Source organism: Pseudomonas sp. TE24901 (assembly GCF_054058375.1).
Genome location: NZ_JBSSAF010000008.1, coordinates 337657 through 348603, shown reverse-complemented (window position 1 = coordinate 348603; position 10947 = coordinate 337657). Strand labels below are relative to the sequence as shown.

Annotated in this window: 5 protein-coding genes and 1 pseudogene; all 6 read right to left on the bottom strand. The window is 62.0% G+C overall.

Going from position 1 to position 10947, the window contains the following annotated elements; translation table 11 throughout:
• Positions 1-557: pseudogene (locus ACVWVP_RS18555) on the bottom strand (hypothetical protein); the annotation flags it as partial.
• 2 nt (positions 558-559) lie between these two features.
• A complete protein-coding gene (locus tag ACVWVP_RS18550) occupies positions 560-1801 on the bottom strand; it encodes an HlyD family type I secretion periplasmic adaptor subunit (RefSeq protein ID WP_178921836.1) in 1242 nt (413 codons plus the stop codon).
• Entirely contained in the window at positions 1798-4212 is a 2415-nt protein-coding gene (locus ACVWVP_RS18545) for a type I secretion system permease/ATPase (protein ID WP_457407527.1), read from the bottom strand. The genes ACVWVP_RS18550 and ACVWVP_RS18545 overlap by 4 nt, the downstream gene beginning before the upstream one ends.
• 195 nt (positions 4213-4407) lie before the next feature.
• On the bottom strand, positions 4408-5328 hold the full coding sequence (locus ACVWVP_RS18540) for an OmpA family protein (RefSeq protein WP_178921834.1): 921 nt from the start codon (positions 5326-5328) through the stop codon (positions 4408-4410).
• Positions 5329-5463: 135 nt separating this feature from the next.
• A complete protein-coding gene (locus ACVWVP_RS18535; protein WP_259174630.1) occupies positions 5464-6387 on the bottom strand; it encodes an OmpA family protein in 924 nt (307 codons plus the stop codon).
• Between the two features lie 135 nt (positions 6388-6522).
• Positions 6523-10833 (bottom strand): Ig-like domain-containing protein, encoded by a 4311-nt coding sequence (locus ACVWVP_RS18530; RefSeq protein WP_457407525.1) that lies wholly within the window; start codon positions 10831-10833, stop codon positions 6523-6525.
• Between the last annotated feature and the right edge of the window lie 114 nt (positions 10834-10947).

Below are 10947 nucleotides of genomic sequence, written 5' to 3'. Positions count from 1 at the left end.
ACCACCGCAGGACGCGGCGGTGGCGTATAAGCCGGTGCCGCTGCGGGCTGAAAAGTCACCACCTCGGTGCGACGCGGTTCGGCTTCACGCACCACCGCAGGACGCGGCGGTGGCGTATAAGCCGGTGCCGCTGCGGGCTGAAAAGTCACCACCTCGGTGCGACGCGGTTCGGCTTCACGCACCACTGCAGGACGCGGCGGCGGCGTATAGGCCGTCGGCGCTGCCGGCTGGAAGGTCACCTCCTCAGTACGACGCGGCTCGGCTTCGCGTACCGCCGCAGGACGCGGCGGCGTATAGGCCGTTGCCACTGCGGGCTGGAACGTCACCACCTCAGTGCGACGTGGTTCGACTTGCCGTACCGCCGGACGCACGGCGGGACGCAGATCCTTCCCGGGTGCCGCCGCCAGAAACGCGAGGAATTCATCGGCCTGAGCCGAAGCGCTGTGCAACCCAACCGACAGGCTCCAGACCAGTGTGGCCAGCAGGCTCAGGCGAAACGCCGGCGCAGCCGTGCCCTGTGCCGACGGCTTCGGCCGTCGGTCATGTGTGTAAGTCATGATCATCTCTCCCGGAAGGCTTCGCGCGCCTTGAGCACGGGCTTGAGCAGGTAATTGAGGATGGTCTTTTCACCGGTACGGATTTCCACCGATGCCACCATCCCCGGAATGATCGGCAGCGACTTGCCGCCCGCCGTCAACTCACTGCTGTCGGTCAACACCAGCACGCGGTAGTAGGTGTCATCCGGGCGACCCGACGCCGCTTTCTGGTCGTCCTTGAGGGTGTCCGGGCTGATGTGTTCCACCCGGCCCTTGAGGCCGCCATAAATCGCGTAGTCGTACGCGGTGATCTTCACGGTCGCCGCCAGACCCGGGCGCAGGAAGGCCACGTCCGAAGGGCGGATCTTGCCTTCCACCAGCAGTTGTTCTTCCAGGGGCACGATCTCAAGGATGTGCTCACCCGGCTGGATCACCCCGCCAATGGTGCTGACGCGCACGTTTTTCACGGTGCCGCGCACGGGGGCGGTGATGGTGGTGCGGTCGCGCACATCCGCGCGGCCAATCAGGTTTTCGCTGATCTGCGACAGTTCCAGCTCCAGCTTGGAAAGCTCGGAGTTGGCGTCTGCCTGGAACTTGTTGGTGCGCTCGACGATTTGCGACTTGATGTCGTTGGCCGAACGGCGGATACGCAACAGCTCCACTTCCGACATCAGGCCCTTGGCCGCCAGCGGCTCGGCCAGGCGCACCTCACGCGTCGATAACTGATAGCTGCGCTCCAGGGCACTGATGCTGTCGTTGAGCGCGCGTTTGCGCGACTCGTAGGCACGGGTCTCCTGGGCCACCACGTCCTTGTCCTGCTTGACCTGGTCGTCGAATTGCAACGGCTGGTTATACGCCTCGGAACGCAGACGGCTGATCGACGCCTTGAGGCCGATCACCTTGGACAGCACCTCGCGGTAGCTGGACTCGGCACGGGTCGGGTCGATGCGCAACAGCACATCGCCCTTCTCGACGATGGCGCCTTCGCGCACATTCATGTCCAGCAGAATCCCGCCTTCCAGGCTCTGGATCACCTGCTCGCGGCTCATGGAAATAATCTTCGCTTCGCCCAGGGTGATTTCCTCGACGCGGGCGAAATACGCCCACACCACGCCGATCACCAACACGGCAGCGATGAGGTACAACACCAGCTTGGAACCCGGCGTGGTCTGGGACAGCAACGACTCTTGTACATCGTTCATGAACGCGGCGTCGCCGGGCTCAAGGTTGGCCTTGGGTTTGCGGCCGAAAAGTGTGCGGATCACGGGGCTACCTCTCCTGTCGCGGGGCCTGAAGCAGGGGAAGCCGCGGATCGTGTTGCGTGGTTCGATGACGCTTGAGCACGGGGGCTTACGCTAAATGAAGGGGCCGCTTTGGCTGACGTTGGCGCTTGCTTCGGACGAACCGGAGCCGGGGCCGGACGTGCCCTGGCCGGCGCAGCCTTGGCAGGTGCAGCCTCAGCCGTTTGCATCGCTTGGGGGTCGGCCTTGCTGGTCAACGCCTCAAGAATCTGTGCTTTCGGGCCATCGGCCACGACCTTGCCGTCGTCGACCACCACGATGCGGTCCACCAGCGCCAGCAACGAGGGGCGATGGGTCACCACCACCATGGCCTGGCCTTCGGTGGCACGCTTGAGGTGGTCCAGGAACGCCATCTCGGTCTGGGTATCCATCGCGCTGGTCGGCTCGTCGAGCAGCAGCATTTTTGGCCGCGCCAACAGGCTGCGTGCCAGGGACACCAACTGCCGTTGACCGCCCGACAAGCCCTCGCCCATTTCGCCAATCGGCAAGTTGATGCCCTTGGGGTGCTTGGCGGCGATGTGGTCCAGGCCGGTCAGGCGCAGCACCCGCAGGAACTCCTCGACCGTGGCATCCGGGCGGCCGAGCATCACGTTTTCACGCAGCGAGCCGTAGAACAGGCGTGCATCCTGGCCGACATAACCGACGGCTTTGCGCCAGTCGGCCGGGTCGATCTGGTTGACGTCCAGGCCATCGGTGAACATCTGCCCTTCGACCGGTGCGTACAGTCGGCCCATCACCCGCAACAGCGTGGACTTGCCACTGCCGATACGGCCGAGGATCGCCACCCGCTCGCCGGGGGCGACGGTCAGGTTGATGCCTTGCAGCACCGGTGGGTTGGGCTGCATCGGCGGTGCCGGGTACGAAAAGCCGACGTTCTTGAGGGTCAACTGGCCCGACAGCGGGGGCTTGGACAGGTATTGGCCTTTAGGGTCGCGGTCCACCGGCATGGCCATCAGGCCGTTGAGCGAACCGAGCGCGGCCTTGGCTTGCTGGAAGCGTACCGCCAAGCCGATCACCTGGCCCAACGGCCCGGTGGCGCGGCCGGCGAGCATCACGGTGGCGATCAGGCCGCCCATGCTGAGGTCACCGGCGTCGATCAGGTACACGCCGATGATGATCAGCACCACGGTCTGGATCTGTTGCAGGAACGCCACCACGCCGGTCGCCAGGCTCGACAGCGAACGGGACTTCATGGACGTGGCCGCCGACAGCGCGCTGAAGTTTTCCCAGCGACGCTGCATGTAGGCTTCGCCGCCCACGGCCTTGAGGGTTTCCAGGCCTTCGACTGACTCCACCAGCACGCCTTGCTTGAGCGCACCTTCGCGCATGTTCTCTTTCATGGTGCGCGCCAGTGGCCATTGGATGATCACGCTGATGATCAAGATCAGCGGAATCAGCAACAACGGCACCCAGCCCAGCGGGCCGCCCACCACAAAGATCACGCCGACGAACATCAGCACGAACGGCAGGTCGGTGAGCGCCGCCAGCGTGGCCGAGGTGGCGAAGTCGCGCACCGATTCGAACTCGCGCAACTGGTTGGCAAACGAGCCGGACGAGGCCGGTTTGTTTTCCATGCGAATCGACAGCGCCTGGCGGAACAGCATGGTGCCCAGCACCAGGTCGGCTTTCTTGCCGGCCACGTCGAGCAAGTGCGCCCGCACATACCGTGCAATCGCTTCGAAGATCATGGCGATAGAGACGCCGATGCCCAGCGACCACAACGTGACAAACGCCTGGTTCGGTACCACGCGGTCGTACACGTTCATCGTGAAGAAAATGGTGGCCAGGCCCAGCACGTTGATCAGCACCGCGCCAATCGCCGCGCTGCGGTAGTAGCTGCGATAACGCCATAGGGTGCTGAGCAACCAGTGGCCGGCCGGGCGCGGGGTTTCATCGCCGGCGCGCAGGTCGACCTTGGCGCGGGGCTTGACCAGAATCGCGTGGCCGGCGTACATCGCATCGAGGCCAGCCTGGTCCAGCTCGACCGGCTCAAGGCTGACTTCCGGCAGGATCACCTGGTAGTAGCAGGCGCGTTTGCCTTCGGCGTCGTCGCGCAATGTGCGGCCGAGCAAAATGCAGCCGCCCTGCTCTTTGCGCAGCAATACGATCGGCACCAGTTGCTGGGGCAACGCTTGGGCGCGGCGCTCCACCAACCCGGCACTCAGGCCGGCGGCAGACAACGCGGCCAGCGCCAGCGACGGCGCCAGCATGCCACCCTTGGGCAGGCCAGCGGTCAGCGCTTCAGGGCTTTTGCCCACGCCGTAGTGATCGCAGATCCACGACACGCTGTCGAGCAGCGTGTCCTGGACCGTCGTTTGGGTGGCGGGCAACACGGGGGGCTGCTCGCTTGGGCCAACAGGCGCGTCTGTAGTCATCACAAGAGTCCTGGGCCGCCGGTGGCGACCGCATTGAAAATGGATGTCTCAAGGCTGGCCCTGTCGAGCAGGCCGGCCTTGGAAACCGTTAGGAGAATTCTGACGAGACGGCCTGCCTCTAAGAATAAGACCTGTCCCAAAAGGGCTGACCCCACCGCCCTTGCGGGCAGGTGCACGCCCCACTGACAGCACGTCTCACGGACGGCCCAGCTCCACCTTCACCACCACACGCCGGTTCGGCGCATAGCAGGCAATTTGCTGCGCACGGCTGCCGTAGCAGCTGAACACCGCCGGCTCGCGGTTGCCGGCGCTGGAGGCGCTGATGATGGATTCCGGGATGCCTTTGTTGATCAACAGCTGGCGCAGTGTGTCGGCACGCTGCTGGCCCAGTTGCTGGTTTTTGGCTTCGTCGCCGATCGGGTCGGTATGGCCGATCACCTGCACACTCTTGACCTGTGCATCGTCGTCATGCAGGTCGTTGATCAAGCGCGCAATGGCCTGGTGCCCGGCTTTGGAAATATCCCCCGAGCCGGCTTTGCCAAACGCAAACAGCACGTCACTGGCCAGCTCGTAGTGCTTGAAGCGCGATTCGTCCACCAGGTAGTCGTAATGCCGGCACGCTTCGACCGACGCCGCGCGGGACACGGCGTGCACCTGGGTGCGCGAGGTGGTCAGTTCGGCCTCGGCCGCATCGCGGGCCACCGGCAGCGGGAAGGTGTTGCCGTCTTCGCGTACACGCAGGTAATAGGTCTTGCCGCCTTGCAGCGTGGCCTGGTACAGGTCGCTGTGCTTGCCTTTATAGGTCGGCATATCGTCCAGGTAAGCGCCCAGGGTATGGGTGCCCGGTGCCACGCAAAACGTGGTGTGGCCGCCCGGCAGCAGGCCGGCGTGGAACTCACGGTCGACGTACACATGGGCCGCGCCTTTGCGCTGCACCCCGCCCAGCGCGCGGTAATACACGACCTGGGCCTGGTCTTCGCCGATGGCCGCCACCGGCTCGTAGGTGGCATCGAACACTTTGCCGGCCACGGGTGCCGGCACATTGGCCAAGGCCTGGAAATTGAACAAGGCTGCGCCGATCAGCACGGCAGCTCGGTTCCTGTTAAGTAAAAACATGGGCGTCACTCCGCCGTGGCCACCAGCGAACCGGTGACGGTTTATTGAGTCGAGAAAAAGGCCGCAAACGCACAGCGCTTGCGGCAAAGAACGGGAAGCCCGAAGGCCTCCCGGGGCGGTTTTAGCGTGAGGGCGTTACTGGCCGCTCACGTCCACGCGGACCACGACGCGACGGTTTGGCGCGTTGCACGCCACTTGCTCGGCCTTGCTGCCGTAGCATTCGTCGGTCACGGGCTCACTGCTGCCGGCGCTGCGCGCAATCACGGCGGTGGACGGAATGCCACCGTCGATCAGCAGGCGGCGTACGGTTTGCGCACGCTTGAGGCCCAGGGTCTGGTTGGCCTGGTAGGAACCGATCGGGTCGGTATGGCCCACCACAACCACGCGGTCGAGCTTGGCGTGTTCGCGATTGAGTTGGGTGACCAACTCCAGGATCGCCACACGGCCACGGCTGCTGATGTCCTGGTAGCCCGACTTGCCGAAGGCAAACAGTACGTCGCCGGACAAGGCGTAGTCCTTGAAGGCCTCGGCCGGCTTGTCGACGAAGTTGCACTGCTGCACCTTCGAAGCACGGGACAGCGCCTGCACCTGGGCACGGCTGCCGGCCAGCTCGCGCTCGGCGTCGGCACGGGTCACGGCCAATGGCGCGCCGTTACCGTTTTCACGAACCTTGAGGAAGTAGGTCTTGCCGCCTTCCAGCTTGGCCGAGTACAAGTCGGTGGTTTTGCCACGGTAGCTCGGGGCATCACCGATGTAGGCACCCAGGGTACGGCTGCCCGGCTCCACGCAGAAGGCGGTGTAGCCGCCTGGCAGCAGGCTGGTGTGGAACTCGCGGTCAACGTAAACGTTGGCCGAACCGCGTTGCTGGCCATCGGTGCCACGGTAGTAAATCACCTGGGCCTGACCGTCGGAGACCGGGGCCACCGGCTGGTAACCATTGCCGAACGACTGGATGTCCGCCGACCGGTAGGTGTATTGCTGTTCTGCGTGAGCCAATGGCATCGCGCAGACGGCCGCCGCGAACAGCGCAGCGGTAAGGGTGTTGTTGCGTGTAAACATGATCAAAACTCCGCACGGGTGCCGCTGGGCACCCGGGCTAAAAAAGTAAAAGACAATTGAAGAGCGGCAGTCACCTGCCTGGATCAACCTGGGCACCCGAGCCCCGGGACAATCCCCGGGGCCGGGTGGGCCGGCTTACACCAGGTTGGTGGTGACGCCGTCTTGAACCAGCAGTTGTGCGTCCTGGGACGAGTGTTGGTAGACGTTGTAAACCACGCCCGCCACCGTCGCGGTGCCCGCACTGGCCCAATCACCCGGATCGGTGCCGTCTGGCAGCAGATCCGCGAGGTTGACCACATCGCCGGCATTGCCCTTGATCATCATCTGCGTGCTGTCATCACCGGTGAACAGACTGTTGCCACCCTGTGCCAGGACATCGCTCAGCGACAGGTTCAACACGTTGTCGCCGGTGCCGGTGATGTCGATGACTTCCATCGACGTCACTTGGCCTTCAGCCAGGGCGGTCAGGTTGAGGACCTGGTTTGCGCCGGTGAGGGTAAGAGTGTCTATATTGTCGCTTCCATCAATAACGTATTCATTGTTTTCAAGCTCCGTAACGTCAGTTAATGAAAACAACGTTTCAGAAACCTCACTACCCAGCACTTCATTTACAGTCGGCGCCCCCAAGCTACCCCACTCAAGATTATCAAACAGCACCCCTAGTTCGTCATCAACTGACACTTCAAAGTAAGCAATATTCGCAGTTGAAGAAGAAAACAAACACGTATTCGTTTGATCATCTAGCACCGCAAAAATCTCTTCCACCCCAAGTAAATTTCCGTCAGCATCAAAATATTTGGCAATAGCTTTACTGGTAGGGCTACTCCAGCCGTTCATACTAAAACTAACGTACTCTGTCGGGCCTTTAATATCAAATCTTGTAATAGATTCATCCCGCAGCATCATGATTCTATCACCAAACTCAGGGATATAAGGGATACCAATAATAATACCGACAGCAGCATTACTTGATAAATTTGTCACTGTCAAATCACTAGTAAGCGAGGTTGGCTTATTGAAATCAAAGAATTGAAGCGGCAAGTTTTCAAAATCAAAAGAACCGGAAGCAACTACTACAAACTCAAATGGAGCACTCTCTTCACTAACATTCCCCGCCGAATCCTTTGCAGTGACAGTAACTTCGTGAGAACCAAAAGATAGTGGAGAATCGATTTGGAAAGTCCACACACCTGTATCATCTACCAAAACGGTGTCAAGCTCCTTACCATCTAGGAAGATAGTAACAACGCTGCCAGCTTCAGCTGTTCCCGAAATTTGCGGCAGTTGATCGTCTGTAGTACCGCCAGAGCTGATGGGGCCGGTACTCGAACCTACATCATCCATCAACGCCGTAATGAGCGGAGCCAGCGGAGCCGTGGTGTCGACAATCACGGTCCAGGGCGCAGACGGCGCACTGGGATTACCGGCCGGGTCACGGGCGATTACGGTCAGGTCGTGCTTGCCATCGTTGAGGGAGGGCGAAGGGGTGAAGCTCCAATGCCCATTCTCATCGACCTTCTCAATCCCGAGCAGCTCGCCATTGTCGTAGATTTCGACCGTGTCACCGGGTTCCAGGCCCTCACCGCTGAGGGTCGGGGTGTTGTCGTCGGTGCTCTGGCCATTTCCGATCGGGCCCTGGATCGTGCCTACGTCGTCTGTCACCGCGCCAATCACCGGAGCAGACGGCGCCGTGGTGTCGACGATGACGGTGAAGGCCGGCGTCGGTGCACTTTCGCCGCTCGCCGGGGTGGTGACAGTGGCCGTCAGGTTGTGAGTGCCCTGGGTCAAGGCAGGCATCGTGAAACTCCACGCACCGGTCACTGGGTCGGCCACAACGGAATCCACCAAGGTGGTGCCGTTGTAGATGTTGACGGTCGCACCCGGAGTGGCCTGGCCATTCAGGGTCGGGGTGGTGTCATCGGTGGATTCACCGCTTTCCAGCGGACCTTTGTAGAAGCCAGCGTCGTCGACCACGGAGGTGATGGAGATCTCCACGGCCGTGGCATCCACGATGAACGTCATCGCCGGGCCCATCGGGCCAACGTTACCAGCGGCATCTACCGCCTGGGCAGTCAGCGAGTGCGGGCCGTTCTCCAGAGCTATGGTCGGGGTGAAGCTCCAGTTGCCGTCGCTGTCAGCGGTACGGCTGTCGAGCAGGGCGCCATTGTCATAGATCATGACCACGGAGCCAGGCTCCGCCATGCCTACGAACGTCGGGTTGGAGTCGTCGGTGGTTGCGCCGGACGGAATCGGGCCGGTCACGGCGCCAACGTCATCGATCAACTGCTGCTGAGTGGGAGCGGCCGGGGCGCTGGTGTCCACGATAATCGTGTAGACACCCGTGGCCGGGCTCAGGTTATCGGCAGGGCTTTTGGCCTGGGCGGTCAGGTTGTAAGTGCCGTCCACCAAAGCCGTTTCAGGGGTGAACTCCCACTGACCATTCTCTACTTTGGCAGTGCCCAGCAGCTGGTCACCGTTGTAGATCAAGATGGTATCGCCCGTTGTGCCGGTACCTGTGATGGTCGGCAGGTTATCGTCCGTCGTTGCATCTTTACTCACGTTGCCCTGGATGCTGCCTTGATCGTCCACCACACCGGTGATGGCAGGCGCGGACGGCGAGCCGCCAGTGACAATCTGCAGATCGAAGGCAGGGGTAGGCAGGCTGACGTTGCCGGCGCTATCGGTCGAGGTCACCGTGAACGAGTGCGGGCCGTTGCTCAATGGCAATTGCGGCGTGAAGCTCCAGCTACCATCGGCACCTGCCGTGACACTGTCAAGGATGGCGCCGTTGTCGTAAATGGTCACCACGGAGCCAGGCTCGGCGGTGCCAGTCAGCTCCGGGCGGGCGTCATCGGTAACGTCACCTGGGTTCAGGTTGCCGGTGGAGTCACCTTCGTTATCGATGACCGCACCGAGGGTCGGGGTAACCGGTGCCTGGGTGTCGACGATGATGGTGATCGGATCGGAAGGCTCGCTTGGGTTGCCCGATGGGTCTTTGATCACGACCACGATTTCGTGGCTGCCTTCAGCCAGCTCTTTGCCAGTCTCCGGAGTGAATTCCCACTTGCCGTCGTCGCCCACAACCACGCTACCGATTGGCTCGCCGTTGTCGATGATGACCACGGTATCGCCCGGCGTTGCGCCGCCACCGCTGAAGGTTGGGGTTTTGTCGTCGGTGCTGTCGCCGTCGCCGATGCTGCCTTGGACAGGGCCGACGTTGTCGAAGATGTCGTCAATGCCGCCCTTGCCCGGGCCTGGTTTTTCAGGTGCGGTGATGTCGATGACGATAGGGAACGGCAGCGAAGGCACGCTGATGTTGCCGGCAGCGTCTTCAGCGGCGATGGTGAACTCGTGGGCGCCCTCGGCCAGTTCAGTTTTCGGGGTGAACTCCCAGTTGCCGTGTTCGTCTGCGAGGGCGGTGCCGATGGGTTCGCCGTTGTCGTAGATGTGCACGATGGCGCCCGCTTCAGCGGTGCCTTTGAGCGTCGGGGTGGTGTCGTTGGTGCTGTCGCCGCTGGCCAGCAGGCCCTCGTTTGGCGCGGTGTCGTCGTACACGCTGTCGATGAGCGGGGCAGCGGGTGCGACGGTGTCGACGATGATGATGTGGCCAGGCGAAGGCTCGCCTTTGTTACCGCCAGCATCAACCGGAACGATCACGATGTTGTGGGAGCCGTCAGCCAGACCTGGCTCTGCAGGGGTGAACTCCCACTTGCCGTCGTCGCCCACCGGCGCGGTGCCGATGACTTTGCCGTTGTCGACGATTTCTACAGTGGTACCCGGCCTGCCGATACCGGTGAAGGTTGGGGTTTTGTCGTCGGTGGATTCGCCTGGGCCGATCAGGCCTTGTTTGTCGCCCACGTCATCGATGACGCTACCCAGCGAGCCTTTGTCGCCGTTACCGCCGCCAACCGGGGTGGTTGGGTCGTTGTTGTCGTCTTTGTTACGCGTGGCGGCATATACGCCACCGAGCAGGCCCAGTGCGCCCAGGCCCAGCAGTGCAGGCCAGAACCAGCCGATACCGGCGCCAGCGACCAGGCCATTGCCAAAACCGGCCAACGGTTGGGCGCCCAGCACTTGGGCCGACTCTGCGCCGTCGTACAGGAACGCAGCAGCGCCATCCTGGTCACCGTCAGAGGAGATGTATTCGTAGTAGGAACCGTCTTCGGCGAGGCCGACCAGTTGGCCGCCGCTGCCTTCGAAGTTTTCGATGATCAGTTGAGCCTGGTCCGGGTCAGTGCCTTCCAGGGCGATGTGCAGGTTTTTGCCCACACGCTTGATGGTGAGGTTTTCGGGCGCGAAGCCTTTTTCGCCTTCACCAATGATGTACTTGCCACCCTGTACGGCCTTGATGCGTACAGGAAGACCCGTTTTGGCGGCACCGAGGTCCACCGTTTGGGTAATCGTCTTGCCGTCTACCACGGCGATATTCACAGAGTTAGCGTTCACGTTTTCTGCCTTTGAGTTAGTCAGGATTGCGTACACCGGTTTGTCCGGTATTCCTATCAACCAAGCCACTCCGTTAAGAGGAATCCTTGGATGTCGGAATTCTCCTCACTCGAC